The organism is Amycolatopsis sp. CA-128772, assembly GCF_002904295.1.
In the GTDB taxonomy this organism is placed as follows: domain Bacteria; phylum Actinomycetota; class Actinomycetes; order Mycobacteriales; family Pseudonocardiaceae; genus Amycolatopsis.
On record NZ_PPHG01000042.1, the window covers coordinates 14,388 to 40,557 of the forward strand.

Below are 26,170 nucleotides of genomic sequence, written 5' to 3' on the forward strand. Positions count from 1 at the left end.
AAGTGCCGCTCCCAGGTGGGCACTTCACGTGAAAGTGCCGCGGTGGCGTGTCGACCGTTGGGGTGGGGGTTTCGGCCGTTCGGGTTCGCGTGTCGTTCCCGGCCGAATCCGGTGCCGGGGCGGAGCCGGGGCTTGACCTGCCGGACACGTGCCCGGAACTCGTTGCGCGGAAAGCGTTTCGGATGATCCCGGTTGGGTACCCGGGTAGAGAACCCTGCCTCGTGGGCGCTTGATCGAGTCAGGCAGACTGTCGCCGTCTGCGTCCAACCGACACATCGAGGGGCGTTGCCCATGACCGGCCGGCTCGGCATCGACGACGTCTCCCCCAGCGTGAGCTGCGGCCGGTATCCGGCCAAAGCCGTTGTGGGGGAACACATCCCGGTCTTCGCGACCGTCTGGCGCGAAGGCCACGACGCCGTCGCGGCCACCGTCGCGTGGCGCGGCCCGGAAGACCGGCTGACCCGCCAGGCGCGGATGGTCCCGCGCGGTCCCGACCACCCGGACGAGTTCGCCGCGGTGATCGCGCCGGACACCACCGGCCTCTGGACCTTCCGGATCGACGCGTGGGGCGATCCGTGGGCGACGTGGGAGCACGCCGTCGAGGTGAAGGTCGCCGCCGGGCAGGGCCCGGAGGACCTCGCGAACGACCTCGAGAACGGCGCCCGGCTGATCGAGCGCGTCTCGCGCCGACCCGACCGCCGCGCGGAGAAAGCGCTCTTGACCGGCGCGGTGAAGGCCCTGCGCGACGAAGAGCGCAGCCTCGCCGAGCGCGTCGGGCCCGCGCTCTCGCCCGAGGTCCGGCAGGTCATGCACGAGTTCCCGGTGCGCGAGCTGATCACCAAGGGCAAGCCGCACAAGGTGTGGGTCGACCGCCGCCGCGCCGCGTACGGCTCGTGGTACGAGCTGTTCCCCCGCTCCACGGGCGGCCTCGACGCCGAGGGCCAGCCCGTGCACGGCACCTTCGCCACCGCCGCAGGCGCGCTCGACCGCGTCGCCAAAATGGGCTTCGACGTCGTCTACCTCCCGCCGATTCACCCGATCGGGCGAGTCAACCGCAAGGGGCCCAACAACACCCTCGACGCCAAGCCGGAAGACGTGGGCTCGCCGTGGGCGATCGGCGCCGACGAGGGCGGCCACGACGCCATCCACCCCGACCTCGGCGACCTCGGCGACTTCGACGCCTTCGTCGCGCGCGCGGAAGAACTCGGCATGGAGGTGGCGCTCGACTTCGCGCTGCAGGCCGCGCCCGACCACCCGTGGGTCCTCAAGCACCCCGAGTTCTTCACGACCCGCCCGGACGGCTCGATCGCCTACGCGGAGAACCCGCCGAAGAAGTACCAGGACATCTACCCGATCAACTTCGACAACGACCCCAAGGCCGTCTACGAAGAGATGCTGCGGGTGATCACCGTCTGGATCGACCACGGGGTGAAGATCTTCCGGGTCGACAACCCGCACACCAAGCCGCCGGACTTCTGGGCCTGGCTGATCCAGTCGGTCAAAGACGCCCACCCGGACGTGCTGTTCCTGGCCGAGGCGTTCACCCGCCCGGCGCGCCTGTGGGGCCTGGCCCGGCTCGGCTTCACCCAGAGCTACACCTACTTCACCTGGCGCACCGGCAAGCAGGAGCTGATCGACTTCGCGATCGACCTGCGGGAACACTGGAACGAGGGCCGGCCGAACCTGTTCGTCAACACCCCGGACATCCTCCACGAGTCGCTGCAGCGCGGCGGCCCGGGCATGTTCGCGCTGCGGGCGGCGCTGGCGGCGACGATCTCGCCGACGTGGGGCGTCTACTCCGGTTACGAGCTGTTCGAGCACGTCGCGGTCCGCGAGGGCAGCGAGGAGTACCTGGACTCCGAGAAGTACCAGCTGCGTCCGCGCGATTTCGAGCGCGCGCTCGCCGAGGGGCGTTCACTGGAGCCATGGCTGGCGAAGCTGAACGCCGTCCGGCGCGCGCACCCGGCTTTGCAGCAGATGCGCACGCTGCACTTCCACCACATCGACAACGACGCGCTGCTGGCCTACTCCAAACAGGACCCGGCCACCGGCGACACCGTGGTCACGGTCGTCACCCTCGACCCGTACGGGACGCAGGAGGGCACGTTGTGGCTCGACACCGCCGCGCTCGGCTTCGAAGCGCACGAGCGGCTGATCGCCCACGACGAGGTCACCGGCGACACCTGGGACTGGGGCCCGGCGAACTACGTGCGGCTCGAACCGTGGCGGGCGGTGGCGCACCTGGTCTCGGTGAGACGCCGCCTGGCCGGCTGAAGCGGACGAGACGGGAAGGATTGCGGAGCGAGGACTGAGGTGGCAACACATGGTGGATGAAGGCCTTCCCGAGGCGGTACCCGGGCTGGAGGGCGTGCCGCACACCGGCGAGGCGATGACCGCCGACGGCATGCTCGTGGAACCGCAGGCGGGGGACTTCCGGTCGGCGCAGCAGGCGCCGAGCAACCCGGAGTGGTTCAAGGGCGCGGTGTTCTACGAAGTGCTGGTGCGCGCGTTCGCCGACTCCAACGGCGACGGCACCGGCGACCTGCGCGGCCTGGCCGGGCGGCTCGACTACCTGGCCTGGCTGGGCATCGACTGCCTCTGGCTGCCGCCGTTCTACGCCTCGCCGCTGCGCGACGGCGGGTACGACATCAGCGACTTCCGCGCGGTGCTGCCGGAGTTCGGCAGCGTCGAGGACTTCGTCTTCTTGCTCAACGAGGCGCACCGGCGCGGCATCCGGGTGATCACCGACCTGGTGCTCAACCACACCTCGGACGCGCACCCGTGGTTCCAGCAGTCCCGCAGCGACCCCGACGGCCCGTACGGCGACTACTACGTGTGGAGCGACGACGACTCCCGCTACGCCGACGCGCGGATCATCTTCGTCGACACCGAGACGTCGAACTGGACCTACGACCCGGTGCGCGGCCAGTTCTACTGGCACCGGTTCTTCTCCCACCAGCCCGACCTGAACTTCGAGAACGTCGACGTCCAGAACGCGATGATCGACACCCTGCGGTTCTGGCTGGACCTGGGCATCGACGGGTTCCGCCTGGACGCCGTGCCGTACCTGTTCGAGCAGGAGGGCACCAACTGCGAGAACCTGCCGCGCACGCACGAGTTCCTCAAGCGCTGCCGCAAGGTGGTCGACGACGAGTACCCGGGCCGGATCCTGCTGGCCGAGGCCAACCAGTGGCCCTCGGACGTCGTCGAGTACTTCGGCGACCCGGAGGTCGGCGGCGACGAGTGCCACATGGCGTTCCACTTCCCGCTGATGCCGCGGATCTTCATGGCGGTGCGCCGCGAATCGCGGTTCCCGATTTCGGAGATCCTCACCCAGACCCCGACCATCCCCAGCGGGTCCCAGTGGGGCATCTTCCTGCGCAACCACGACGAGCTGACCCTCGAGATGGTCACCGACGAAGAGCGCGACTACATGTACGCGGAGTACGCCAAGGACCCGCGGATGAAGGCCAACATCGGCATCCGCCGGAGGCTGGCGCCGCTGCTGGACAACGACCGGAACCAGCAGGAGCTGTTCACCGCGATGCTGCTGTCCCTCCCCGGTTCGCCCGTTCTGTACTACGGTGACGAGATCGGCATGGGAGACAACATCTGGCTCGGCGACCGCGACGCGGTGCGCACCCCCATGCAGTGGACCCCGGACCGCAACGCCGGGTTCTCTTCCTGCGACCCGGGCCGGATCTACCTGCCGGTGATCATGGACCCGGTGTACGGCTACCAGGGCCTGAACGTCGAAGCGCAGTCGAACAACGCGTCGTCCCTGCTCAACTGGACCCGCCGGATGATCGAGGTGCGCAAGCAGCACCACGCGTTCGCCGAAGGCGAGTTCGTCGACCTCGGCGGGTCCAACCCGAGCGTGCTGGCCTACAAGCGCCAGTGGAAGCGCCCGGACGGCGGCGAAGACGTCGTGCTCTGCGTCAACAACCTTTCCCGGTTCCCGCAGCCGGTGGAGCTGGATCTGTCCGCGCACCGCGGGTGCACGCCGGTGGAGCTCACCGGCGGCGTGCGGTTCCCCAGCATCGGGGAGCTGTCGTACCTGCTGACGCTGCCGGGGCACGGCTTCTACTGGTTCCAGCTGACGAACCCGGGAGACGAAGGCGAAGCGAGGTGAGTCCCTTGTCCGACCCGCGTGAGCTGGTCGACGACCTGACCGAGGACCTGAAGGGCTGGCTGCCGGAGCAGCGCTGGTTCGCCGGCAAGGACCGGCCGGTCACCGGCATCCGGCCGCTCGGCGTGACCGAGCTGGTCTCCGGCGATCCGCAGCTGCTGCACGTGGTCGTCGAGGTCGCCCAGGACGACCGGCGCGAGCCCTACCAGCTGCTGGTGGGCCGGCGGACGCACCCGCCGGAGATCTCGTCCGGCAGCTGGATCGGGGCGGTCGGCGACCTCAACGCCTACGAGGCGTCCGGCGACCTGGACGTCACTGGCGTGCTGCTGGACCTGATGGCGCGTGAGGAGAGCGTCGGCTCGCTGACGTTCGAGCACGAGCCCGGGGTCGAGCTGGAGACCGGCCTGCGGGCCCGGCCGATCACGTCGGAGCAGAGCAACACGTCCCTGGTCTACAGCGGGCAGTACATCCTCAAGCTGTTCCGGAAGCTGTCGCCGGGCAAGAACAAGGACCTGCTGCTGCACCGCGCGCTGCAGGCGGTGGGCAGCAAGCACATCGCGGCCCCGCTCGGCTCGATCACCGGCGACCTGGACGGCGAGCCGACCACGGTCGGCATGCTCCAGCAGTTCGTCTCCGACGCCGTCGACGGCTGGGCGATGGCCACCACCAGCGTCCGCGACCTGATGGCGGCGCCGGAACTGCACGCCGGGGAGGTCGGCGGCGACTTCGCCGGCGAGGCCGAGCGGCTCGGGCGCGCCGTCGCCGAGGTGCACGCGGACCTCGCCGAGGCCCTCGGCACCGAAGCCGTGGACGCCGACGAGCTCGAACGCTCGATGAAGGCGATGCTCGACCGGCTCGACACGGTCGCCGGCCGGGTGCCGGAGCTCGCCGCGCACGCCCCGAAGCTGCGGGCGGCGTTCGAGCGGCTGCGGACCCTGCCCGCCGACTCGGTGACCATGCAGTACATCCACGGCGACCTGCACCTGGGCCAGGTGCTGCGGACGGTCGGCGGCTGGCTGCTGATCGACTTCGAGGGCGAGCCCGCGGCCCCGGTCGAGGAGCGGCATGCACTGCGGTCGCCGTTGCGCGACGTCGCGGGCATGCTGAGGTCGTTCGACTACGCGGCCCAGCAGATGCTGGTCGGCCAGCCGGACGACCCGGCGCTGGCCGAACGCGCCCACGAATGGTCGGAGCGCAACCGGGCGGCGTTCTGCGAGGGCTACGCGGCCATCGCCGCGGACCCGCGCGACCAGGGCGAGCTGCTGCGCGCCTTCGAACTCGACAAGGCGGTCTACGAAGTGGGCTACGAGCACGCGAACCGGCCGGACTGGCTGGGCGTGCCGCTCGCCTCGATCGCCCGGATCACCAATGGAGGGACGACACCGTGAACGCGGTTCCCGAAGGCCTCCCGGCCGCGGCCCCGCCGGCCGCGGACATCGACCGGCTGCTCGCCGGGTCCCACCACGACCCGCACTCGGTGCTGGGCGTGCACGCGGTGGGCAAGGGCTTCGCGGCCCGCGCTCTGCTGCCCGGCGCGAAGGGCGTCACGCTCTGCGCGGGCTCGAACCGCTACCCGATGGAGCCGGTGATCGACGCGCTGTTCGCCGTCGCCGTGCCCGAGCACCCGGGCGACTACCGCCTGGAAGTCGAGTACGACGGGCACACCGTCACCGCCGACGACCCGTACCGCTGGCTGCCCACGGTCGGCGAGCTGGACCTGCACCTGATCGGCGAGGGCCGGCACGAGCGGCTCTGGGAGGCGCTCGGCGCGCACGTCCGGGCCTACGAGACGCCGAACGGCGTCGTCGAGGGGACGTCGTTCGCGGTCTGGGCGCCGAACGCCCGCGGCATCCGCGTGATCGGCGACTTCAACGGCTGGGACGGGCGCGGGCACGCGATGCGCTCGCTCGGCGGGTCCGGCGTCTGGGAGCTGTTCGTGCCGGATGTCGGCGTGGGCAGCTGCTACAAGTTCCGGATCCTCGGCGCCGACGGCAACTGGCACGAGAAGGCCGACCCGATGGCGTTCGCCACCGAGCAGCCGCCGGCGACGGCGTCGGTCGTCACCAGCTCCGCGCACCTGTGGTCGGACGAAGACTGGGTCGCGAAGCGGGAGGCGACCCAGTGGATCGCGGCGCCGATGAGCGTCTACGAGGTCCACCTCGGCTCGTGGCGGCCCGGGCTCGACTACCGCGAGCTGGCCGACCAGCTGGGCGACTACCTCGTCGAGACCGGCTTCACGCACGTGGAGCTGCTGCCGGTGTCGGAGCACCCGTTCGGCGGCTCGTGGGGCTACCAGGTGACGTCGTACTACGCGCCGACGTCCCGCTTCGGCTCGCCGGACGACTTCCGCTACTTCGTCGACCGCCTGCACCAGCGGGGGATCGGCGTGCTGGTGGACTGGGTGCCGGCGCACTTCCCGCGCGATGCCTGGGCGCTGGCCAAGTTCGACGGCACCGCGCTGTACGAGCACGCGGACCCGCGCCGCGGCGAGCAGCCCGACTGGGGCACGCTCGTGTTCGACTTCGGCCGCAACGAGGTCCGCAACTTCCTGGTCGCCAACGCGCTGTACTGGATCGAGGAGTTCCACCTCGACGGCCTGCGCGTGGACGCCGTCGCGTCGATGCTCTACCTCGACTACTCCCGCAAGGAAGGGGAGTGGCTGCCGAACCAGTACGGCGGCCGCGAAAACCTCGATGCGGTGCGGTTCCTGCAGGAGCTGAACGCGACCGTCTACAAGCGACATCCCGGGATCGTGATGGTCGCGGAGGAGTCGACGGCCTGGCCGGGCGTCACGCGCCCGACCCACCTCGGCGGCCTCGGGTTCGGCTTCAAGTGGAACATGGGCTGGATGCACGACACGCTCCGGTACTTCTCGCACGAGCCGATCCACCGCGCGTACCACCACAACGAAATGACGTTCTCGCTCGTGTACGCGTGGAGCGAGAACTTCGTGCTGCCCCTGTCGCACGACGAAGTGGTGCACGGCAAGGGTTCCCTGTGGGGCCGGATGCCGGGCGACGCGTGGAACAAGGCGGCCGGGCTGCGCTCGCTGCTGGCGTTCATGTGGGCGCACCCGGGCAAGCAGCTGCTGTTCATGGGCGGCGAGTTCGGCCAGCCGGGGGAGTGGTCGGAGTCGAAGTCGCTCGACTGGCACCTGATGGACGAGCCGCTGCACCTCGGCGTGTGGGAGCTGCTGCGCTCGCTGAACACGGTGTACCGGTCGTCGCCCGCGCTGTACAGCCAGGACGCGTCCCCGGACGGCTTCCGCTGGATCGACGCGAACGACTCGAGCGGCAACGTGCTGAGCTTCCTGCGCATCGGTGCCGACGGCTCGCGCCTGGCCTGCGTGGCGAACTTCGCCGGCGTCCCGCACCACGACTACCGCGTCGGCCTGCCTGCCGCGGGCCGCTGGCGGGAGATCGTCAACACCGACGCGAAGGCGTACGGCGGCTCCGGCGTCGGCAACATGGGCGCGGTGGAGGCCGTCGAGGAGCCGTGGCACGGCCAGCCGGCGTCCGCGGTCCTGCAGCTCCCCCCGGCCGGCGTCCTCTGGCTGGTCGAGGAGTCTCCGGAGACCCCCGAACTCCCGTAACGCTCCGCCCGGAGCGGAGCTTTCCCGTGAAAGCTCCGCTCCGCGGGCTTACCATCGGGGCATGGACGGCTCCGGTGGCGTCGTCGCGAACCTGATCCTTTTCATCGTGGTCTGCCTCGCGCCCACGGTGCTGTTCTGGTGCGCGCTGCGCACCCCGAAGCTCCTCGCCTGGATCCGCGCGAAACGCGCCCGGCCGCAACCGGACGGACCGCCGATCGAGCGCGTCGCCGCGGACCTGCGGCGGGTGCACCGGCTCCTCGCCGGCTACCCGGCCGGCACCCCGGCCGCCCGTCGCTTCGGCACGCGCCAGGCGTACGACGAGCTCCTCACCCAGGCGTGCCGCCAGGTCGGCGTGCCACACCGGCTGGGGGAGCTGCCGGAGGGGATGGACCGGGAGATCGAACGGCTGCGTGTCGAGCAGTCGCTGCGGGAGCGCGGGCTGGCCGTCCCCTGAAAAGCGGAAACCCCGCCACCGAAGTGACGGGGTTTCCGTTGTGCCGGAACGAACTCAGTCGAGGTAGTCGCGCAGGACCTGCGACCGCGACGGGTGGCGCAGCTTCGACATCGTCTTCGACTCGATCTGGCGGATGCGCTCGCGAGTGACCCCGTACACCTGGCCGATCTCGTCGAGCGTGCGCGGCTGGCCGTCCGTGAGGCCGAAGCGCAGGCGGACCACGCCCGCCTCGCGCTCGGACAGCGTCTGCAGCACCGACTGGAGCTGGTCCTGCAGCAGCGTGAACGACACCGCGTCGACCGCGACGACCGCTTCGGAGTCTTCGATGAAGTCACCGAGCTGCGAGTCGCCCTCGTCGCCGATCGTCTGGTCCAGCGAGATCGGCTCGCGGGCGTACTGCTGGATCTCCAGGACCTTCTCCGGGGAGATGTCCATTTCCTTCGCGAGCTCCTCGGGCGTCGGCTCGCGGCCGAGGTCCTGCAGGAGTTCGCGCTGTATGCGGCCGAGCTTGTTGATGACCTCGACCATGTGCACCGGGATGCGGATGGTGCGGGCCTGGTCGGCCATCGCGCGGGTGATCGCCTGGCGGATCCACCACGTGGCGTACGTCGAGAACTTGTAGCCCTTGGTGTAGTCGAACTTCTCCACCGCGCGGATCAGGCCGAGGTTGCCCTCCTGGATCAGGTCCAGGAACGCCATGCCGCGGCCGGTGTAGCGCTTGGCCAGCGAAACGACGAGCCGGAGGTTGGCCTCCAGCAGGTGGTTCTTGGCGCGCTCGCCGTCACGCACGATCCACTTGAGATCGCGGCGCATCTGGGTGACGAGCTTCTCGCCCTCCTCCTCGGCGGTGCGCACGCGCTCGGCGGCGTAGAGCCCGGCCTCGATCCGCTTGGCCAGCTCCACCTCCTCCTCCGCGTTCAGCAGCGCGACCTTGCCGATCTGCTTGAGGTAGGCACGCACGGAGTCGGCGGAGGCGGTGAGCTCGGCGTCCTTGCGCGCCTGGCGCAGCGCCTCGGACTCCTCCTCGTCCCAGACGAAGTCCGGGTTGTCGCTCTTGGCCGCGGCCTTGTCGGCCGCGGCGCCGCGGCGACGCTGCGCCGGGGTCTCCTCGTCCGACTCTTCGTCGTCATCGTCGTCGTCGGCCGAGTCGGCGTCCGGCTCGTCGGTGACCGTCTCGTCGACGACGTCGACCTCGACCTCTTCCAGGTCCGACAGGTCGGGCGTACCGAGGTCGTCGTCCTCGATCTCGCCGGGACCGTCCGGTTCGCCGTCTTCGGTCTTCGCGCCCTTGGTCTTCGCCGGGGCCTTCTTGGCCGGCGCCTTCTTGGCGGTGGTGGTCTTGCGGGCCGCAGGCTTCGCCGTCCCGGTGGCTGCCTCTTCGGCCGGCTCGCCGGCTGCGGTCGCTGTCTTCGTCCCGCCTCGGGTTGCGGTTCTTGCGGCTGCCACTTACGCCCTTTCGCAGCGGTCGATCACGACGAGCAACGGCACGGGTGCCACTGCTGCCTCACATTCGGGGATCACGCCTCGGCCTGCGGTTTTGCCCTCCGCAGCCGTGGGCCGTGTTCCATTGTAACGACGGTACGCGCATGCGGTGCGAAGCGATCACCCTCAGCGCCGAATCAGTGCTCGATGCCCTCCGCCGCGGCGGCCGCGGCGCCGACGATCCCGGCGTTGTTCTGCAGGCTCGCGACCAGCACCGGAGTGCGGATGTCCAGCAGCGGCACCCATTTTTCGGCCTTCTTGCTGACCCCGCCGCCGACGATGAACAGGTCGGGCCAGATCAGGTTCTCCAGCACGGTCAGATAACGGTGCACGCGCTTGGCCCATTCGGGGTAGGAGAGCCCCTCGTTGTCCTTCACCGAGGCAGCCGCGCGCTTCTCGGCGTCGTGGCCGTCGATCTCCAGGTGGCCGAATTCGGTGTTGGGGACGAGCTTGCCGTCCTGGAACACCGCGCTGCCGATGCCGGTGCCGAAGGTCAGCAGCGCCGTCACGCCCTTGCGCGCGACCGGGTCGCCGAAGCGGATCTCGGCCATGCCCGCGGCGTCGGCGTCGTTGAGCATGGCGATCTGGTCGACGCTGCGGCCGAGCCGCTTGGCGAACAGCGCGTCGGCGTCGGTGCCGATCCACTGCTTGTCGATGTTGGCCGCGGTGTGCGCGACACCCTTCTTGACGACGGCGGGCAGCGTGACGCCGACCGGGCCGTCCCAGCCCGCCTGCGTGACGATGTCGTGCACGACGTCCGCCACCGCCGACGGGGTGGACGGCTTCGGGGTCTCGATCCGGATCCGGTCGCCGATGAGCCGGCCCTTCTCCAGGTCGACCAAGGCGCCCTTGATCCCGCTGCCGCCGATGTCGATGCCGAAACCTCGGCGGGTCGCCTCCACCACGGACGTGGTCCCTTCTCGCACGATTCAGAAGCCTGCCTCGGAGACTTTAACCGGATGTGGTGACATGTCGGACGTGGGAGTTGACGAGTCGTTGCTGAAAAGCGTCGCGGTGCAGGTCGCGACGGACGCCGCCGGGCTGGTCCGCGAGGCGTGGGAGGGCATGGCGGCGGGCCGGTCGGTGGCCGTGGGCACGAAGTCCGGGGACACCGACGTGGTCACCGCAGTGGACCACGAGTCGGAACGCCTGGTGCGGGACCGGCTGGCCGCGCTGCGCCCCGGCGAGCCGGTGCTGGGCGAGGAAGGGGGCGGTGCCGCGGGCGACGGCGTGACGTGGGTGGTCGACCCGATCGACGGGACGGTCAACTTCCTCTACGGCCTGCCGTGGTTCGCGGTCTCGGTGGCGGCTCAGGCCGGCGGGGTGTCGGTGGCGGGCGCGGTGGTCGAGCCGGCGACCGGCCGCGTGTGGTCGGCGGCCCGCGGCCAAGGCGCGTACCTCGACGGCCGTCGCCTGGCGGTGTCGGAGCCGACGCGGCTGGACCTGACGCTGGTCGGAACCGGTTTCGCGTACTCGCCTTCGCGGCGGACGCGCCAGTCGAAGTTCGCGGCCTCGCTGCTCGGCCGGGTCCGGGACATCCGCCGCAACGGGGCGGCGTCCCTGGACCTGTGCGCGGTGGCGGCGGGCTGGCTGGACGCGTACGTGGAGCACGGCCTGCACCGCTGGGACTGGGCGGCGGGAGCGCTGATCGCGGCGGAGGCGGGCGCGGCGGTGTCCCTGCCGGGCTCGGCACCCGAGCTGGGCGACGACGCGACGTACGCGGCGGCGCCGTCGATCGCGGAGCCGCTGCGGCAGGTCTTGGCGGACTGCGGCGCGGCGGAGGTCTGAGCGGGTCTGACCGGGTCCTGCTGACCGGGACGGTCGGCTCGCGTCCTCAGACGGTCGGCTCGCGTACCCAGGCGGTCGGCTCGCGTCCTCAGGCGGTCGGCTCGCGGGCATTTCCGGCGACCGAAAATGTCGGTGGTCTCCGGTAGCGTGGAAAACGGGGGGCCCCCGCGGCGCGCCGGTGGGAGCGGGTCAGCACTCCACGTCGCGGGCCGAGGCCAGCAGTGTCTGGTCGATGATCGGGGCCTTGGCGCCCGCGGACTGCTCGTTCGACCCGCCGCCCTGGTGGGCCTTCGACCAGTCGGCGAGTTGCGTGATGATCTGGCGGGCCTCCGCGCGGGGCCGGAGGTCGCCGAACAGCGTGCCCGTCACCAGGTCCACGCTCGCGTCCTTGCGGTTGTCCTGGATCAGCTCCGCGCACGGCACCACCAGGCTGAGCGTCCGGGCCGCGGTGCTGCCGTTCTCGCCGAAGCGGATCTGGCCGCGGCACTTGGCGTCGCGGTTCGCGTACGCCGTGTCGTTGGCCGGCTCGGCCGCGCCGGCGAAGCCGAGCTCGCGCAGCGCCGTCGTGGTGATGCCGCCCTGGCCGCGGCTGCCCGAGGCGTTGAGGACGCGGTAGGCGACCTTGTCCGGCGGGACGGGCGCGCGGTCGTCGAGCGCGTTGTGCGGGAGGGTGGTGAACGTGACACCCGGTGGCGGGCTCGGGGGCGGGTCGCACTTGACCGCCTCGTCGACGTCACCCTTGCCGATCGCGGCGTTCACCCAGACGATGATCGCGCCGAGGGCGAGCACGCCGATGACGATCAGCGCCGGCAGCGGCTTGTGCTTGCGATACGGCCGCGCCCCACGGTCCCCGATGCCGTTCCCCGACGCCACCTGCCCGTCCCTTCCCGAACACCGAACCCCGGCCGGTGCGGACCCGAGCACCGTCGTGGCCGCTCAGCCTAGGCGCTGCGACCGGCGCACGTCGTCCCGGGTCACCCGGCCGGTTCCCCGTGCTCCGCCTGCGATCGCGGGCCGTTCCCGGACCGATCCCCGTCCGGCGATCGCACCACGGCGGGGGCGGCGGGGGCAAGCGGACACGGGCCGCGCGTGAAGTTCTCCACCCGGGCGCAACCCGAACGGACGACAACGCGTCTTACCTGCGGGTTCCCCCTGTCGGGTGACGATTTCCCGGCAATGTCTGACTCGTTGCAGAACCCGGACAGCGGTGAGCTACCCTTCGCGGGCTCCGGCCGCAGGAAGAGGCCCGAAAAGAAGAGACCTCGGTCACTTCGGCCGTCGGGCACAAACAGGGGCCCTGGAACGTTGACCAGCGGCACGGCGGACTCACGGGCGCACCCGTGGGTCCGGGTAAACGACTACACAAGCTGATCGCAGGGGTGAGGGACACATGGCTACCGACTACGACGCTCCGCGCCGCAGCGAAGCCGACGAGCTGGCCGAAGACTCGTTGGAGGAGCTCAAGGCCCGGCGCAACGAGAACCAGTCCGGCGTCGTCGACGTCGACGAGGACGCGACCGCCGAGAACTTCGAGCTGCCGGGTGCCGACCTTTCCGGGCTTTCCGGTGAGGACATGACCGTGAAGGTGGTGCCGAAGCAGGCGGACGAGTTCACCTGCTCCGTGTGCTTCCTGGTGCACCACCGCAGCCGGCTGGCCGAGGACCACGGCGGACGCCTGATCTGCCGCGACTGCGCCTGACCGGACGCAGGGGTTCTCGGGCACAGGGGACGAACAGACGCGACGAAGAGCCTCGAGGGCACCAAGGGGGAGGCTCGGAGCGCGCTGGGGACAAGGGGCCGGCCGGCAGGCCGGCCCCCTTCCATGTCCGGGTCAGGCACCTTTCAGCAGCTCGGCGACCTTTTCCGGGTGTCGGGTGCTGAACAGCCAGTACGGCGTCGGGTCGTTCGCGTCGGTGAGGTGCACCTTCACCACCGGGCCGACCCAGCCGCGGTGCAGCACGTAGGCGGCCGGGTCGCCGTCGCGGCCCAGCGCCTTGCGCTTGGCGTCCTTGTCGAAGATCTCCACCTCGCCGGCGAACCGCAGCGGCAGGTGGGCGTCGCCGACCCACAGTTCCGGCTCGTCACCGCCGGTGACCCGGACCTTCGACCGGCCCAGCGACAGCAGCAGCGCCACGACGACCGGCAGCGCGATCACGTACGGCAGCCACGCCCGGATCCCCGGGTACCCGAGGTCGATCTCCGCCGCGAGCAGGACCGCCCCCAGCACCGGCAGCGGCCAGCCCCACCACGGGACGTACAGCCGTTCGGAGTGCCGGACCGCGGCGTTCGCGGCCGTCTTCGCTGATTCACCCACGGGTAGAGAGTAATCTCGCCGCCCGTGTCCAGCGTTCAGGTACTCCTCTCCCGGCTCGATCCGGATGTCCCGCTGCCCGCCTACGCCCGGCCGGGCGACGCGGGCGCCGATCTCGTCACCACCTCGGATATCGTCCTCGGACCCGGGGAACGCGGCGTCGTCGGCACCGGCGTCGCGATCGCGCTCCCGCCCGGGTACGCGGGGTTCGTCCACCCGCGGTCGGGCCTCGCCGCCCGGGTCGGCCTCTCGGTGGTGAACACGCCGGGCACGATCGACGCGGGCTACCGCGGCGAGATCAAGGTCTGCCTGATCAACCACGACCCGGTGCACCCGCTGGAGCTGACCCGTGGCGACCGCATCGCCCAGCTGGTCGTGCAGCGGGTCGAGCACGCGGAGTTCGTCGAGGTCGCGGAGCTCGACACGACCGAGCGGGGCGACGGAGGCTACGGATCAACGGGTGGACACGCCACACTGGGAGCACCGGCGCTCGCCGCGAGCGCCGTGACGGGGGAAGGAACGGAGAAGTAGTGGGGATTTTCGGACGCAAGCGGCGGACCGAGGGCGGGTCCGCCGGACGGCACGCCGCGCCCGAGGCCGACGACACGATCGAGGACGGGTCGTACGACGGTGAAGACGGGCCGGAGCTGTCGGACGTCTCCGACGGCCCGTTCGACGTCGCGGACTTCGAAGACGACGGCATCCCTCGGATCGACCTCGGCTCGGTGAAGGTGCCGGTGCCCGACGGTTCCCAGGTCCAGGTGGAAATGGACCCGGAGACCAGCGGGGTGCGGGCGGTGCACGTCGTCACCGAGCAGGGGCAGATCACGGTCAGCGCGTACGCCGCGCCGCGCTCGGGCGGGCTGTGGCGCGAGGTCAGCTCCGAGCTGGCCGACCAGCTGCGCGCCGACGGCGCCAAGGTCACCCTCGGCCGCGGCGCGTGGGGCCTGGAGATCTCGGCCATCATCGGCGACGTCGCCCTGCGCTTCGTCGGCATCGACCGGCCCCGCTGGATGCTGCGCGGCGTCATCGCCGGCCCCCAGTCGGAGGCCGCCGCGGCCGTCGAGGTGCTGCGCGAGATCGTGCGGCGCACGATCGTCGACCGCGGCGACGCGCCCATGCCGGTCCGGACCCCGCTGACCATCACGCTGCCCGAAGCGGTCGCCGAACACATCGCGGCCCAGCAGCAACAGGGCTGAGGCTCGCAAGCCCGTGGAGGCCACCTCGAAGGACGCTGAGTCCCGCGAGGTGGCCTTCACGGCTTTCCCCGCGCCCGGAGGAAGGCCAGTACGGTCGCCCGGCCGAGTGATTCGCGGTCCGCGCCCAGTGCGGTGAGCGTCGTCTCGCCGAGGGCGGCGCGGGGGAGTGCGCCCACCCACTCCGATGCGACTTTCGTCGGGTGGATCGGGTCGTCGGTGCAGGTGCCGATGCCGGCCGGGACGGCCAGCCCCGCGAGCTCGGCGAGGGTGGGCGACGGCCGCCCCGCCGCGACGCGCAGGCCGGCGGCCAGCCCGTCGCCGTGCCGGCGCCACGCCCGGTCCAGTTCGGCGCGCAGCCAGTCCGGGCTGCCGCTGGTCTGCGCCAGCGCGGCGCCGACGCCGGAACCGGCCACCAGAGCCGCCGTCAGCGTCGCGGCCTGCGCGGCGGGTGCCGGGCCCGGGACGCCGTTCCAGGCCGGGAGCGCGGCCAGCAGGCCCCCGCAACGACGTGGATTGCGGACGGACCACTCCGCGGCGAGGTGGGCGCCGAACGAAATGCCGCCTACGAGCAGTTCGCCGTGTTCGTCCGCCAGCGCGTCGAGGGTGGCCAGGTAGCCGTCGGCGAGCGCCCCGGCCGGGGGCGGCGGTGGCGCGATGAGCGGGACACCGAGGGCGCGCAGCGGCCCGCCGAAGACGGCCCGGACGAACACCTCGTCCGAGCCGGTGCCGGGCAGCAGCACCGCGGCGGGAACTCTGATTGCGGACGTCACGTTGCGATCTTTGCGCAAAGGCGTTTCCCTGGCGGGGACCGCAGTACGCTGGAATCGCACGGGCCGCAAGCAGTTTTGTCGCCGGGCCCCGGAGCACAGGAGCACCTATGTCCGCCAAAGACGGCGGCTACTTCAGCCGGCTGGTACGCAAGCTGACCAGCGACGTCGAGGATCTCGACGCCGACGAGATGTCGATGAGGTCGGGCGCCGAGGGGGCGCAGCGGGCCTGCGACTGCCGCTCGGGCGAAGAGGTCACCGTGATGGGCCGGCTCCGGAGCGTCGAGCTGTGCCCGACCAACGAGGCCGCCACGCTGGAGGCCGAGCTGTTCGACGGAACACAGGGCGTGACGCTAATCTGGCTCGGCCGCCGCCGGATCCCGGGCATCGAGCCTGGCCGGACGATCAAGGTGCGCGGCCGGATGGCCGAGCGTGCCGGCCAGAAGGTGCTGTACAACCCCTATTACGAGCTCCAGAGCCCAGTGAGTTGATCACCCATCGTGACTGAACCCGCCCCGAGCGAGAAGAAGACCGACGACGCGGAAGAACCGCAGCCGACCCTCCTCGAGCAGATGGGCGGCGTGTCCGGCCTGATCTACTCGTCGGTGCCGGTGATCGTCTTCGTGCTGGCCAACTCGTTCTTCGGGCTGACCGCGGCCATCTGGACGTCGATCGGCAGCGCCGTGGCCATCGCGGTGCTGCGCCTGGTCCGCAAGGAGCCCCTCCAGCCGGCGATCTCGGGCTTCTTCGGTGTGGCGATCGCGGCGTTCATCGCCTACCGCACGGGGTCGGCGAAGGGCTTCTTCCTGTTCGGCATCTACGCGAGCCTGATCTACTGCGGCATCTTCGTGCTGTCGGTGGTGGTGCGCTGGCCGATCGCGGGCGTGGTCTGGAACCTGCTCAACGGCACCGGCCAGGCATGGCGGCGCGACAAGCCGTCCCGCTACGGCTACGACGTCGCGACGCTGGCGATGGCGGCGATCTTCGCGGCCCGGTTCGTGGTGCAGCGGTGGCTGTACCAGGAGGACTACACGGGCTGGCTGGCCTTCGCGAAGATCGCGATGGGCTACCCGCTGTACGCGCTGGGCCTGCTGGTGGTGGTCTGGGCGGTGCGGCGGTCGGACAAGCGCCTGAAGGCACTGGCCGAGGCGGAGCCGGCGCCGGAGACCGACGCGGAGGTCGAGGCGCGGTTGCGTCAGAAGTACGCCCAGACGCCGGACGCCTGACAACCGCGCGCGCGGGGGCGCGCCCGAGTTCCGCCTCGGATCACGTGAGTCGCGGCTCGGATCACGTGAGTCGCGGCTCGGATCACGTGAGTCCCGCCTTGAGTCACGCGGGCTCGGCTCACCGGCCCACGAAAAAGGCCCCCGGCGACCTCGCCAGGGGCCTTTCCCACGTCCTCAGTACCCGAGCGCCGTCCGGATCTCCGGCTCCACGTCCGCGGTTGCCACGAACAGCAGCTCGTCGCCCGGCTCCAGGGGGTCCTCCGGCTGGGGCACGATCACCCGGTCGCCGCGCAGGATCGTCACCAGGGCCGCGTCCCGGGGCAGGGTCAGCTCGCTCACCGGCTTGCCGGCCAGCGGTGTCTCCTCCGGCAGCGTCAGCTCGACCAGGTTCGCGTTGCTCTGGCGGAACGTCATCAGCCGCACCAGGTCGCCGACGCTGACCGCCTCCTCGACCATCGCCGCCAGCATGCGCGGGGTCGAGACCGCCACGTCGACGCCCCAGGCGTCGGTGAACAGCCACTCGTTGGCCGGGTTGTTCACCCGGGCCACCACGCGCCGGACCGCGAACTCCGTCTTCGCCAGCAGCGAGACCACCAGGTTCGCCTTGTCGTCGCCGGTCGCCGCGATGACGACGTCGCACTGCTCGATCCCGGACTCCTCCAGGATCGAGACCTCGCACGCGTCACCGAGCACCCAGTCGGCCTGCTCGACCGCGTGCGGCTCGAACTGGTCGGCCTCGCGCTCGATCAGCATCACCTGGTGCCTGCCGTCGATCAGCTCGGCGGCGATGGACCGGCCGACCGCCCCGGCACCCGCAATCGCGACCCTCATGCCTCGTCCTCCGGTTCGCGGTGGGCCACACTGGTGACGTCGGTGACGGTGCCGGACCGCGCGGCCACCCACACGACGTCGTCGGCCTGCAGCACGGTCTTCGTGTCGGGCAGCACGCCGGTGCCGAAGCGCATGATGAACGCCACCCGCGCGCCGGTCGCCTCCTGCAGCGACTTCACCGAGTGCCCGACCCAGCCCTCGTGCAGCGGCAGCTGCAGCAGCGCGACGTTGCCCGACGGGTCCCGCCACGCCGACGCCACGCCGTCCGGCAGCAGCGAGCGCAGGAACCGGTCGGTCGTCCACGGCACGGTCGCCACCGTCGGGATGCCCAGCCGCTCGTACACGGCCGCGCGCTTGTGGTCGTAGATCCGCGCGACGACGTGCTCGATGCCGAAGTTCTCCCGGGCGACGCGCGCCGAAATGATGTTCGAGTTGTCGCCGCTGGACACCGCCGCGAACGCGCCGGCCCGCTCGATGCCGGCCTCGATCAGCACCCGGCGGTCGAAGCCGACGCCGACGACCTGCTGGCCGTGGAAGTCGCTGCCGAGCCGGCGGAACGCCTGCTGGTTCTTGTCGATGACGGCCACCTCGTGGCCGAGCCGCTCCAGCGCAGCGGCCAGGGACGCGCCGACCCGGCCGCACCCCATGATCACCACGTGCACGCCCTGCCTCCTCCTCGGCGGTTACCCGTCCGTCTTGCCCCCGACATACCAGCGCCGAACCTACCGTGCCCGGTACAGCTACGCTTTCGTGGTGTCGAAGTTCCCGACCGTGCTGAAACGCCTGGTCCTCGGACGTCCGTTCCGCAGTGACCGGCTCTCTCACACGCTCCTGCCGAAGCGCATCGCGCTGCCCATTTTCGCGTCCGACGCGCTCTCGAGCGTGGCGTACGCCCCGGAAGAGATCTTCCTGACGCTGAGCGTCGCCGGGCTGTCCGCGTACGCGATCGCGCCGTGGATCGGCATCATGGTCGCCCTGGTCATGCTGGTCGTCGTCGCCTCCTACCGGCAGAACGTGCACGCCTACCCGAGCGGTGGCGGCGACTACGAGGTCGCCAACACGAACCTGGGCGGCAAGTTCGGCCTCACCGTGGCCAGCGCCCTGCTGGTCGACTACGTCCTGACGGTGGCGGTGTCCACTTCGTCCGGTGTGGCCAACATCGGCTCGGCCGTCCCGTGGGTCGCGCAGCACAAGGTGCTCGCGTCGATCGTCATCGTGGTCGTGCTGACGTCGCTGAACCTGCGCGGCATCCGCGAGTCGGGGAAGGCCTTCGCGATCCCGACATACGGGTTCATCCTGGGCATCCTGGCCATGGTCGCCTGGGGGCTGCTCCAGGCCGCCACCGGCACCGAGATGAAGGCCGAAAGCGCCGGGTTCACCCTCAACGCCGAAGGCACCTTCGCGGGCGTCGCGTACGCGTTCCTGATCCTGCGGGCGTTCTCCTCCGGGGCGGCCGCGCTGACCGGGGTCGAGGCGATCAGCAACGGCGTCCCGGCGTTCCAGAAGCCGAAGTCGAAGAACGCGGCCACCACGCTGCTGCTGATGGGCGTGCTCGCGGTCACCATGCTGGTCGGCATCATCACGCTGGCCACGATCACCGACGTCAAGTTCGCCGAGGACCCGGCCCGGCAGCTCGCCGGCGCGCCGGCCGGCTACGAGCAGAAGACGATCGTCGCGCAGATCGCGCACGCGGTGTTCGCCGACTTCCCGCCGGCGTTCTACTACATCTCCTTCTCCACCGGCATCATCCTGCTGCTGGCCGCGAACACCGCGTTCAACGGCTTCCCGGTGCTGGGCTCGATCCTGGCCCAGGACCGCTACCTGCCCCGGCAGCTGCACACCCGCGGCGACCGGCTGGCGTTCTCCAACGGCATCCTGTTCCTGAGCGCCTTCGCGCTGGTCCTGATCATCGCCTTCGACGCCGAGGTCACCCGGCTCATCCAGCTCTACATCGTGGGTGTGTTCGTGTCGTTCACGGTGAGCCAGGCGGGCATGATCCGGCACTGGAACCGGTTGCTGGCCAAGGAAACCGACCCCGCCAAGCGGCGCCGGATGCGGCGTTCCCAGGCCGTCAACGCGGTCGGCCTCACCTGCACCGGCGTGGTGCTGGTGATCGTGCTCATCACCAAGTTCCTGCTCGGCGCGTGGATCGCGATCGCCGCGATGGTGGCCATCTTCGTGCTCATGACGGCGATCCGGCGGCACTACGACCGCGTCGCCGACGAGCTGAAGGACCTCGGCGACACCCCGACCGTGCTGCCCTCGCGCAACCACGCCATCGTGCTGGTGTCCAAACTGCACCGTCCGACGCTGCGCGCGCTGGCCTACGCGAAGGCGATGCGTCCGGACGTTCTCGAAGCCGTCACGGTCAATGTGGACGATGCGGACACGCGAAGGCTCACCGCCGAGTGGGACGCGCACAATTTCAAGGTGCCGCTGAAGGTCGTCGAATCGCCCTACCGGGAGATCACGAAGCCGGTCCTCGACTACGTGAAGCGCGTGCGCGGTGACAATCCGCGCAACGTGGTCACCGTGTTCATCCCGGAGTACGTGGTCGGGCACTGGTGGGAACAGGTGCTGCACAACCAGAGCGCGCTGCGGCTCAAGGGCCGGCTGCTGTTCCAGTCCGGCGTGATCGTGGCGAGCGTGCCGTGGCAGCTGGAGTCCTCGGCCAAGGCGGCCGCGCGGGTCCGCAACGAGCGCCCGGCGGCCGGCGACGTCCGCCGCGGGTTCTCGGCCAACGGGAAGCCGGTCGCGGCGCCGAAGCCCAAGGAGCCGGTCGAATGACGAGCTGGCTGGGCCGCGTCCTCGAGGTCGAGGTCGGCGCGGTGGCGCACGGCGGGCACTGCGTGGCGCGCGCGGACGGGCGGGTCGTGTTCGTCCGGCACGCGCTGCCGGGCGAGCAGGTCCGCGTCGAGATCACCGAGGACAACGGCGGCTCCTTCTGCCGGGGCGACGCCGTCGAGGTGCTTTCCCCGTCGCCGCACCGGGTTCCGCCGCCGTGCCCGCTGGCCGTGCCCGGTGGCTGCGGTGGCTGCGACTGGCAGCACGCGACGCCGGGCTACCAGCGCTCCCTGAAGGCGTCGGTGGTCGCGGAGCAGCTGCAGCGGCTGGCCGGGATCGAGCGCGAGGTCGTCGTGGAGGCCCTGAACGGCGGGCCGCTGGACTGGCGCAGCCGCGTCCGGCTGGTCGCCGGCGGCGACGGGCGCGCGGGGCTGCGCGCCCACCACAGCCACCGGGTGGTGGCCCTGGACGACTGCCCGATCGCCGTTCCCGGCGAGCTCGACGACGTCCTGGCGCGGCGCTGGCGGCCGGGCAGCGAGTTGGAGGTGACGACCGACGGCGACGGCGGCCTGCACGTGCGGGAGCTCTCGACGGTCCGCGGCAAGGTGCGCGCGCGGCAGCTGACCGGCGGGGTGGCGGTCCAGCACGCGGCGGGCCGCGACTGGCGCCTGGACGCGCACGGGTTCTGGCAGGTCCACCCGGCGGCGGCGTCGACGCTGGCCGCGGTCGTGGCGGAGTGGGCGGAGGCGCCGTCCGGCGGCTCGGCCTGGGACCTCTACGCCGGGGTCGGGCTGTTCGCGTCGGTGCTGGCGGGCCAGGTGGGCCCGTCGGGCAGCGTGCTGGCGGTCGAGTCCGGCCGGCGCGCGGTCGCCGACGGCGAGCGCAACCTCGCGGACCTGCTGCAGGTCTCGTGGCGCGCGGGGCGGGTGGAGCACGTGCTGGCGTCGGCGGCCAAGCCGGTCGACGTGGTGGTGCTGGATCCGCCGCGCAAGGGCGCGGGCAAGGCGGTCGTGGAGTCGATCGTGGCGGGCGCACCGGACCGGATCGTGTACGTGGCCTGCGACCCGGCGGCGCTGGCGCGGGACGTGGCGACCTTCGCCGCGCACGGGTATTGGCTGACGGACCTGCGGGCGTTCGACGCGTTCCCGATGACCCACCACGTGGAGTGCGTGGCGCTGCTGTCGTGAGTTTTGTCGGTGGTGGTCGGCACACTTCGGGGCATGACTCCACTCGACGAGTTCGACATGGCGGCTTCGACGGTGACCGGGCTGGTCACCGCGCTCCGAGCGGACCAGTGGGCACACCCGACGGCGTGCGCTGACTGGGACGTGCGCGCGGTGGTGAACCACCTGGCCCACGGCAACGCGAAGGTGGCGTTCTGGGCGGGCACGGGCCCACCGGCCCCGGACGGCGACCACCTGGGACCGTCGCCGGCGGAGGCGTTCACCGCATCGGTGGCGGCGGCACGTGCGGTGCTGACGGCACCGGGCCTGTTTTCGCGCCAGGTGACGACTCCGCTCGGCGAGGTACCGGGGGTGTTCCTGGTGCACATGAGGGTGAACGAGTACGTGGTGCACGGCTGGGACATCGCCGACGCGACGGGTGTCTCGACGGATCTGGTCCCGGAATTGGCGGAGCAGGCGCTGGAGCAGTGGCGGGAGCGGTTCGGGGCGGCGCCGCGGCAGCCGGGCGGGCCGTTCGGGCCGGAAGTCGCGGCGGCACCGGACGCGACGGCGGCGGACCGGCTGGCGGCCTTCCTCGGGCGGAGGGCGGTGGGGGGAAGGGGTAGGTGAGGGGCGGCCGGGCGGTGCAGCGGGTTGTGGGGTCAGAGTGGCCGGCGCCTCGGGCCTGCGCAGCGCTCGCGAACGCTGCGGTGGCTTCCAGAGGGCTGGGGAGCTGCGGTTGGCTGCGGGGTGGTTGCGCCTGCGGTCGAGCCGGCGCGGCCCGGGCGCAGGCGCAGCCTCCCTTGCGTCGCGGTGGAGGCAGCATGAGGTGGTCGGCCGTCCGGGGGATCCCGATCGGGGGATGCTCAGCCGGCGAACCAGTGCTGCGGGGCCGGGCGCAGGTTCTGGTAGATGTGCTTGACCTCCGTGTACTCGGCCAGCCCCGTCGGGCCCAGCTCGCGGCCGAAGCCCGACTGCTTGTAGCCGCCCCACTCGGCCTGAGGCAGGTACGGGTGGAAGTCGTTGATCCAGACCGTGCCGTGGCGCAACCGCCCGGCCACCCGCTGCGCGCGCCCCGCGTCCTGGGTGAACACCGCGCCCGCCAGGCCGTAGTGGGTGTCGTTGGCGATGCGGACCGCGTCGTCCTCGTCGGTGAACGTCTCGACCGTGAGGACCGGGCCGAACGACTCGTCGACCACCGCCGACGAGCCCTGTTTCACCTGGTCCAGGATGGTCGGCAGGTAGTAGAACCCGTCGGCCAGTGCCGGGTCGTCCGGACGGCGGCCGCCCGTGCGCAGCACCGCGCCTTCGGCCAGGGCCGCCGCCACGTACGCCTCGACCTTCGCCCGGTGCGCCGCCGAGATCAGGGGGCCGGTCTCCGCCTGCGCGTCGAACGGGCCGCCCAGGCGGATCCGCTCGGCCCGGCGGACCAGCTCGGCGACGAACTCGTCGTGCCACTCGCGCTGGACGATCAGCCGCGCGCCCGCCGAGCACACCTGGCCGGAGTGCAGGAACACCGCCGTCAGCGCGTAGTCGACCGCGGTCTCGAAGTCGGCGTCGGCGAACACCACGTTCGGGTTCTTGCCGCCCAGCTCCAGGGCCACCTTCTTGACCGTGGCCGCGGCCGACGCGGCGATCACCTTGCCCGTCGCCAGGCCGCCGGTGAACGACACCAGGTCGACGTCCGGGTGGGCCGCCAGCGGTGCGCCGGCCTCGGCGCCCGCGCCCAGCACCAGGTTGCCCACGCCCGGCGGCAGGCCCGCCTCGGTGAGCAGCTTGAGGAACAGGATCGCGGTGTGCGGGGTCAGCTCGCTGGGCTTGAGCACGAACGTGTTGCCCGCCGCCAGCGCCGGCGCGATCTTCCACACGGTCTGCAGCAGCGGGTAGTTCCAGGGCGTGATCAGCCCGCAAACGCCGACCGGCTCGTGCACGATCCGGCTGAACGCGTCCGGGTTGCCGGTGTCGACCACGCGGCCGGCGTCCTGCGCCGCGAGCTTGCCGAAGTACCGCAGGCAGGCGGCGATGTCGGCCATGTCGTACCGGCTCTCCACCAGGCGCTTGCCGGTGTCGAGCGACTCGGCGCGGGCGAACGCCTCCGCGTCGCGATCGAGCAGGTCGGCGGTGCGCAGCAGCAGGTCGCCGCGCTGGTGGGCGGGGGTGCCGGGCCACGGGCCGGTGCCGAACGCGCGGCGCGCCGCCGCGATGGCGGCCTCGGTGTCCTCGGCGGTGCCCTCGGCGACCGTCGCGACCAGGGAACCGTCGGCCGGGCAGCGGATCTCGCGCCGGCCGCCGGCCACCGCGTCCACCCATTCGCCGCCGATGAAGAAGTCCGCCATGCGGCCATTCTCGTGGCCACGCCGCGTGACCGCCACAGCGACGCGGGGAGACGAGGTTCACCCCGGGTGCTGACCGGCGGTCGCGCTCGGGTGTGACGCCGGACGCGGCGGGCGGAACCACCCTGGCGGGTCTCCGTAGACTGGCCGGAACCGAGCGAGTGAGGTGGAGACGAGTGACGATGCTGGAGTCCGTGAGCGGACCGGCGGACCTGAAGCGCATGAGTGTCGAGGACCTCGGCGAACTGGCCGCCGAGATCCGGGACTTCCTCGTCGACAAGGTCCGGCGGGCGGGCGGGCACCTGGGGCCGAACCTCGGCGTCGTCGAGCTCACCCTGGCGCTGCACCGCGTGTTCGACTCGCCGCGTGACGCGATCGTCTGGGACGTCGGTCACCAGGCGTACGTGCACAAGATCGTCACCGGCCGCGCGGACGGGTTCGACCTGCTGCGCCAGACCGGCGGCGTCACCGGTTACCCGTCGCGTGCGGAGAGTGAACACGACTGGGTGGAGAGCAGCCACGCGTCGTCCGGTCTGTCCTATGTGGACGGCCTGGCGAAGGCGTTCGAGCTGGACGGCGGCGGCCGGCACGCGATCGCCGTCGTCGGCGACGGCGCGCTCACCGGCGGCATGTGCTGGGAGGCGCTCAACAACATCGCGGCGCACAAGGACCGCCCGGTCGTCATCGTGATCAACGACAACGGCCGCTCGTACTCCCCGACCATCGGCGGCCTGGCCGACCACCTCGCGGCGCTGCGTCTGCAGCCCGGCTACGAGCGCCTGCTCGACGGCGGCCGCGAGCTGCTGCGCCACACCCCGGTCGTCGGCCGGCCGATCTACGCGGCGCTGCACGCGGCGAAGGCGGGCCTGAAGGACGCGCTGAGCCCGCAGGCGATGTTCTCCGACCTGGGCCTGAAGTACCTCGGCCCGGTCGACGGCCACGACCTCGCCGCGTTGGAGAAGGCGTTCCAGAGCGCGCGCTCCTTCGGCGGCGCCGTGATCGTGCACGTCGTCACCGAGAAGGGCCACGGCTACGCACCCGCGGTGAACAACCAGCACGACCAGATGCACCAGACGGACCCGATCGACCCGGAGACCGGCCTGCCGCCGGTGAAGGGCCCGAGCTGGACCGGCGTGTTCGGCGACGAGCTGGCCCGGATCGGTGCCGAGCGTGCGGACGTCGTCGCCATCACGGCGGCGATGCTGCGTTCCACCGGGCTGGACAAGTTCGCCGAGGCGTTCCCCGACCGCTGGTACGACGTCGGGATCGCCGAGCAGCACGCGGTCACCTCGGCCGCGGGGCTCGCGATGGGCGGGCAGCACCCGGTGGTGGCGATCTATTCGACGTTCCTGAACCGCGCGTTCGACCAGGTGCTGATGGACGTGGCGCTGCACCGCCTGCCGGTGACGCTGGTGCTCGACCGGGCCGGGATCACCGGGCCGGACGGGCCGAGCCACCACGGCATGTGGGACCTTTCGCTGCTCGGGATGGTGCCGGGGATGCGCGTTGCCGCTCCGCGGGACCCGGCGACTCTTCGTGAGGAGCTGCGGGAGGCCGTTGCGGTGTCGGACGGGCCGACGGCGCTGCGGTTCTCGAAGGGGAAGGTCGGGACGGACGTGACCGCCGTGGAGCGGATCGGGACGGTCGACGTCCTGCGGCGCCCGGCCGAGGGTGCGGACGTTCTCCTGGTGACCGTCGGTGCGTTCGCGACGCTCGGGTTGGCGGCCGCGGATCGGCTGGCCGATCAGGGGATCGGCGTCACCGTGGTGGACCCGCGGTGGGTTCTTCCGGTGCCGGCCGAGCTCGTGGCGCTGGCTTCGCAGCACAAGCTCGTGGTGACGGTCGAGGACAGTGGCCGGCACGGTGGGTTCGGGTCGGCGTTGGCCGCGTTGTTCCGGGATGCCGAGTGCGATGTTCCGTTGCGGGATCTGGCTGTGCCGCAGACGTTCCACGACCACGGGAGCCGGGACGAGGTGCTGGGGCGGATCGGGCTGACCGCTCAGGATGTGGCTCGGCGGGTCACCGAGTGGGCGGCCGGGCGGCTGGGTTCTGCGTCGGAGGAACCGGCGAAGAAGGACGCCAACCGCAGCTGAGCCTTGTGGTTTGCTGTT

22 protein-coding genes and 1 pseudogene are annotated in these 26,170 nt (G+C 71.4%); 15 read left to right on the forward strand and 8 right to left on the reverse strand.

Annotation, left to right across the window (positions count from 1 at the left end; all coding sequences use genetic code 11):
- The first annotated feature begins 291 nt into the window (after positions 1 to 291).
- From C2L59_RS16800 to C2L59_RS16820, 5 genes are all read left to right on the forward strand, one after another.
- The gene (locus tag C2L59_RS16800) at positions 292 to 2,274 is read left to right on the forward strand and encodes a maltotransferase domain-containing protein (protein ID WP_103350452.1); all 1,983 of its coding nucleotides are present in this window, start codon (positions 292 to 294) and stop codon (positions 2,272 to 2,274) included.
- A gap of 49 nt (positions 2,275 to 2,323) precedes the next feature.
- Entirely contained in the window at positions 2,324 to 4,132 is a 1,809-nt protein-coding gene (gene treS, locus C2L59_RS16805) for a maltose alpha-D-glucosyltransferase (protein WP_103350453.1), read from the forward strand.
- Between the two features lie 5 nt (positions 4,133 to 4,137).
- On the forward strand, positions 4,138 to 5,517 hold the full coding sequence (locus tag C2L59_RS16810) for a phosphotransferase (RefSeq protein WP_103350454.1): 1,380 nt from the start codon (positions 4,138 to 4,140) through the stop codon (positions 5,515 to 5,517).
- The gene (gene glgB, locus C2L59_RS16815; RefSeq protein ID WP_103350455.1) at positions 5,514 to 7,721 is read left to right on the forward strand and encodes a 1,4-alpha-glucan branching protein GlgB; all 2,208 of its coding nucleotides are present in this window, start codon (positions 5,514 to 5,516) and stop codon (positions 7,719 to 7,721) included. Before C2L59_RS16810 ends, glgB begins: the two co-directional genes overlap by 4 nt.
- A gap of 61 nt (positions 7,722 to 7,782) precedes the next feature.
- A complete protein-coding gene (locus C2L59_RS16820; RefSeq protein ID WP_103350456.1) occupies positions 7,783 to 8,175 on the forward strand; it encodes a hypothetical protein in 393 nt (130 codons plus the stop codon).
- Positions 8,176 to 8,229: 54 nt separating this feature from the next.
- On the opposite strand, the gene C2L59_RS16825 is transcribed toward C2L59_RS16820, so the two are convergent.
- Both C2L59_RS16825 and ppgK read right to left on the reverse strand, forming a co-directional pair.
- Complete coding sequence (locus tag C2L59_RS16825) at positions 8,230 to 9,621, reverse strand: RNA polymerase sigma factor (protein WP_103350457.1); 1,392 nt, start codon at positions 9,619 to 9,621, stop codon at positions 8,230 to 8,232.
- Between the two features lie 173 nt (positions 9,622 to 9,794).
- Positions 9,795 to 10,562, reverse strand: a complete 768-nt coding sequence (gene ppgK, locus C2L59_RS16830; protein WP_103350458.1) for a polyphosphate--glucose phosphotransferase — start codon at positions 10,560 to 10,562, stop codon at positions 9,795 to 9,797.
- Between the two features lie 64 nt (positions 10,563 to 10,626).
- Between ppgK and C2L59_RS16835 the strand changes: the two genes are divergently transcribed.
- Positions 10,627 to 11,445, forward strand: a complete 819-nt coding sequence (locus C2L59_RS16835; protein ID WP_103350459.1) for an inositol monophosphatase family protein — start codon at positions 10,627 to 10,629, stop codon at positions 11,443 to 11,445.
- 189 nt (positions 11,446 to 11,634) lie between these two features.
- Here the strand turns inward: C2L59_RS16835 and cei are convergent, their stop codons facing one another.
- Positions 11,635 to 12,318 (reverse strand): envelope integrity protein Cei, encoded by a 684-nt coding sequence (cei, locus tag C2L59_RS16840; protein ID WP_103350460.1) that lies wholly within the window; start codon positions 12,316 to 12,318, stop codon positions 11,635 to 11,637.
- Positions 12,319 to 12,835: 517 nt separating this feature from the next.
- Between cei and C2L59_RS16845 the strand changes: the two genes are divergently transcribed.
- The gene (locus C2L59_RS16845) at positions 12,836 to 13,144 is read left to right on the forward strand and encodes a DUF4193 domain-containing protein (RefSeq protein ID WP_103350461.1); all 309 of its coding nucleotides are present in this window, start codon (positions 12,836 to 12,838) and stop codon (positions 13,142 to 13,144) included.
- A 132-nt stretch (positions 13,145 to 13,276) separates the two neighbouring features.
- Here the strand turns inward: C2L59_RS16845 and C2L59_RS16850 are convergent, their stop codons facing one another.
- Positions 13,277 to 13,759, reverse strand: a complete 483-nt coding sequence (locus tag C2L59_RS16850) for a DUF3093 domain-containing protein (protein ID WP_103350462.1) — start codon at positions 13,757 to 13,759, stop codon at positions 13,277 to 13,279.
- A gap of 24 nt (positions 13,760 to 13,783) precedes the next feature.
- Here C2L59_RS16850 and dut point away from each other — a divergent pair, with 24 nt between their 5' ends.
- Positions 13,784 to 14,287 (forward strand): dUTP diphosphatase, encoded by a 504-nt coding sequence (dut, locus tag C2L59_RS16855; RefSeq protein WP_103350463.1) that lies wholly within the window; start codon positions 13,784 to 13,786, stop codon positions 14,285 to 14,287.
- Complete coding sequence (locus C2L59_RS16860; RefSeq protein ID WP_103350464.1) at positions 14,287 to 14,955, forward strand: DUF3710 domain-containing protein; 669 nt, start codon at positions 14,287 to 14,289, stop codon at positions 14,953 to 14,955. The genes dut and C2L59_RS16860 overlap by 1 nt, the downstream gene beginning before the upstream one ends.
- 56 nt (positions 14,956 to 15,011) lie before the next feature.
- On the opposite strand, the gene C2L59_RS16865 is transcribed toward C2L59_RS16860, so the two are convergent.
- Complete coding sequence (locus C2L59_RS16865) at positions 15,012 to 15,695, reverse strand: alpha/beta hydrolase (protein ID WP_103350465.1); 684 nt, start codon at positions 15,693 to 15,695, stop codon at positions 15,012 to 15,014.
- A gap of 137 nt (positions 15,696 to 15,832) precedes the next feature.
- Here C2L59_RS16865 and C2L59_RS16870 point away from each other — a divergent pair, with 137 nt between their 5' ends.
- Positions 15,833 to 16,213 (forward strand): OB-fold nucleic acid binding domain-containing protein, encoded by a 381-nt coding sequence (locus tag C2L59_RS16870; protein WP_103350466.1) that lies wholly within the window; start codon positions 15,833 to 15,835, stop codon positions 16,211 to 16,213.
- 9 nt (positions 16,214 to 16,222) lie between these two features.
- Positions 16,223 to 16,948, forward strand: coding sequence for a DUF3159 domain-containing protein (locus C2L59_RS16875; RefSeq protein ID WP_103350467.1), 726 nt, complete (start codon positions 16,223 to 16,225; stop codon positions 16,946 to 16,948).
- A gap of 174 nt (positions 16,949 to 17,122) precedes the next feature.
- Here C2L59_RS16875 and C2L59_RS16880 read toward each other — a convergent pair whose 3' ends face one another.
- Together C2L59_RS16880 and C2L59_RS16885 are read right to left on the reverse strand one after the other, a co-directional pair.
- On the reverse strand, positions 17,123 to 17,779 hold the full coding sequence (locus C2L59_RS16880; protein WP_103350468.1) for a TrkA family potassium uptake protein: 657 nt from the start codon (positions 17,777 to 17,779) through the stop codon (positions 17,123 to 17,125).
- Positions 17,776 to 18,450: pseudogene (locus C2L59_RS16885) on the reverse strand (TrkA family potassium uptake protein); the annotation flags it as partial. The pseudogene C2L59_RS16885 and the gene C2L59_RS16880, both read right to left, overlap by 4 nt.
- 82 nt (positions 18,451 to 18,532) lie before the next feature.
- On the opposite strand from C2L59_RS16885, the gene C2L59_RS16890 reads away from it, so the two are divergent.
- From C2L59_RS16890 to C2L59_RS16900, 3 genes are read left to right on the forward strand one after another with little or no spacing between them, the layout of a single operon-like run.
- Positions 18,533 to 20,566 (forward strand): APC family permease, encoded by a 2,034-nt coding sequence (locus C2L59_RS16890; protein WP_199199111.1) that lies wholly within the window; start codon positions 18,533 to 18,535, stop codon positions 20,564 to 20,566.
- A complete protein-coding gene (locus C2L59_RS16895; RefSeq protein ID WP_103350470.1) occupies positions 20,563 to 21,750 on the forward strand; it encodes a class I SAM-dependent RNA methyltransferase in 1,188 nt (395 codons plus the stop codon). Before C2L59_RS16890 ends, C2L59_RS16895 begins: the two co-directional genes overlap by 4 nt.
- Before the next feature lie 33 nt (positions 21,751 to 21,783).
- Positions 21,784 to 22,356, forward strand: coding sequence for a TIGR03086 family metal-binding protein (locus C2L59_RS16900; RefSeq protein ID WP_103350471.1), 573 nt, complete (start codon positions 21,784 to 21,786; stop codon positions 22,354 to 22,356).
- A 236-nt stretch (positions 22,357 to 22,592) separates the two neighbouring features.
- Here C2L59_RS16900 and C2L59_RS16905 read toward each other — a convergent pair whose 3' ends face one another.
- Positions 22,593 to 24,062 carry an aldehyde dehydrogenase family protein gene (locus C2L59_RS16905; protein ID WP_103350472.1) on the reverse strand — a complete coding sequence of 490 codons (1,470 nt, stop codon included), beginning with the start codon at positions 24,060 to 24,062 and terminating at the stop codon, positions 22,593 to 22,595.
- Positions 24,063 to 24,235: 173 nt separating this feature from the next.
- Between C2L59_RS16905 and dxs the strand changes: the two genes are divergently transcribed.
- Positions 24,236 to 26,152, forward strand: coding sequence for a 1-deoxy-D-xylulose-5-phosphate synthase (gene dxs, locus C2L59_RS16910; RefSeq protein WP_103350473.1), 1,917 nt, complete (start codon positions 24,236 to 24,238; stop codon positions 26,150 to 26,152).
- The last annotated feature ends 18 nt before the right edge of the window (positions 26,153 to 26,170 follow it).

Coding starts and splice junctions, on each gene's coding strand:
- C2L59_RS16880 (WP_103350468.1), bottom strand. CDS start 17,779: ATGAGGGTCGCGATTGCGGGTGCCGGGGCGGTCGGCCGGTCCATCGCC.
- C2L59_RS16835 (WP_103350459.1), top strand. CDS start 10,627: ATGTCGGACGTGGGAGTTGACGAGTCGTTGCTGAAAAGCGTCGCGGTG.
- C2L59_RS16870 (WP_103350466.1), top strand. CDS start 15,833: ATGTCCGCCAAAGACGGCGGCTACTTCAGCCGGCTGGTACGCAAGCTG.
- C2L59_RS16845 (WP_103350461.1), top strand. CDS start 12,836: ATGGCTACCGACTACGACGCTCCGCGCCGCAGCGAAGCCGACGAGCTG.
- C2L59_RS16900 (WP_103350471.1), top strand. CDS start 21,784: ATGACTCCACTCGACGAGTTCGACATGGCGGCTTCGACGGTGACCGGG.
- C2L59_RS16800 (WP_103350452.1), top strand. CDS start 292: ATGACCGGCCGGCTCGGCATCGACGACGTCTCCCCCAGCGTGAGCTGC.
- C2L59_RS16905 (WP_103350472.1), bottom strand. CDS start 24,062: ATGGCGGACTTCTTCATCGGCGGCGAATGGGTGGACGCGGTGGCCGGC.
- C2L59_RS16895 (WP_103350470.1), top strand. CDS start 20,563: ATGACGAGCTGGCTGGGCCGCGTCCTCGAGGTCGAGGTCGGCGCGGTG.
- treS (WP_103350453.1), top strand. CDS start 2,324: ATGGTGGATGAAGGCCTTCCCGAGGCGGTACCCGGGCTGGAGGGCGTG.
- C2L59_RS16820 (WP_103350456.1), top strand. CDS start 7,783: ATGGACGGCTCCGGTGGCGTCGTCGCGAACCTGATCCTTTTCATCGTG.